Here is a 1,634-nt window from a genome sequence, read left to right on the forward strand (position 1 = left end):
GGGATCTCCTGCAGGAACCGGCTGGGCATGGCCGCCGAGACCTCGCCGAACTGCGCGCGGGTCATCGCCAGCGACAGGTAGAGGCGCTTGCGTGCGCGGGTGATGCCGACGTAGAAGAGGCGCCGCTCCTCCTGCGGTCCGCCCGGCTCCCCCGTCGAGATGCGGTGCGGGATGAGGTCCTCCTCGACGCCGGTGAGGAACACCGTGTCGAACTCCAGGCCCTTGGCGGTGTGCAGAGTCATCAGCGACACCGAGCCGGATCCGTCGTCGAGGTCATCGGCATCCGAGACGAGGGCGACATCGGTGAGGAAGTCCAGGATCGTGCCCTCGGGATTGTTGCGGGCGAATTCGCGCGCGACCGCGACGAACTCGTCGAGGTTCTCCACCCGCGCCTCGTCCTGCGGGTCCTTGCTCCGCCGCAGGGCGTCGAGGTAGCCGCTCTTGTTCAGCAGCAGCGTCAGCCCCTGGGCGATCGCCGACGGCGGCGGCAGCTCCCCGGAGGCGGGCAGCATGAGGTCGGATGCCTCGGCCAGCACGGCATCCAGCTGCGAGATCGCTGTCTGCAGCTTCGGCCCGACGCCCAGTGCGGAGGCGTTGGCGAGCGCGTCGCGGAAGGTGATCTGCTCTTCGGCGGCGTAGCGGGCGATGGCCGTCTCGGTGACATCGCCGATGCCGCGACGCGGACGGTTGAGGATGCGGCGCACCGCCATCTCGTCGGCGGGGTTCGCCACGGCGGTCAGATAAGCCAGCGCGTCCTTGATCTCGGCGCGTTCGTAGAACTTGGTGCCGCCCATGATCTTGTACGGCACGGCCGAGCGGATGAAGATCTCCTCGAGCGCACGGGACTGCGAGTTGGTGCGGTAGAACACCGCCATGTCGGAGTACCCGACCCCGGCCTTGCGCAACCGGTCGATCTCGTCGGCGACGAACTGCGCCTCGTCGTGCTGCGAATAGCCGGTGAAGCCGACGATCTTCTCCCCCGCCCCGACGTCGGTCCACAGCTTCTTGTCCTTGCGGTCGAAGTTGTTGCCGATGACGGCGTTCGCCGCCGACAGGATGTTCTGCGTCGAACGGTAGTTCTGCTCCAGCAGCACCACCTCGGCGCCGGGGAAGTCGCGCTCGAACTCGCTGATGTTGCGGATGTCCGCCCCGCGGAAGGCGTAGATCGACTGGTCCGAGTCGCCGACGACGGTGAGCGATGCCCCCTCGAGCTCGGGGCCGCTGGCCGAGGGCTCGGCCTCGAAGATCATCATGCCGCCGGAGGAGTACGGCTCGGCGCCGCTGGCGCCAGACACCGGCCGGGTGAGCTCGCGGATGAGCGAGTACTGCGCGTGGTTGGTGTCCTGGTACTCGTCGACCAGGATGTGGCGGAACCGCCGCCGGTACACGTCGGCGACGTGCGGGAAGGCGCGGAAGAGATACACCGTCTGGGCGATGAGGTCGTCGAAGTCGAAGGCGTTGGCCCGCCGCAGCGACTTCTCGTAGTCGGCGAAGACCTCGACGAAGACCCGCTCGGCGGGGTCGCTCATGTTGGCCTGGCGCGCGTACGACTCGGCATCCGCCAGCTCGTTCTTGAGCTTGGAGATGCGCCCCTGGACGGATGCCGGGGTGAGCCCGAACGCGTCGGCCTCGTG

1 protein-coding gene is annotated in these 1,634 nt (G+C 68.2%); it reads right to left on the reverse strand.

From position 1 onward, the window contains the following. The coding region (locus tag NQ160_RS23490) for an ATP-dependent helicase (RefSeq protein ID WP_257517412.1) at nt 1-1,634 on the reverse strand (1,634 nt) is incomplete at both ends.

The sequence above is a fragment of the Microbacterium sp. zg.Y909 genome (assembly GCF_024626565.1).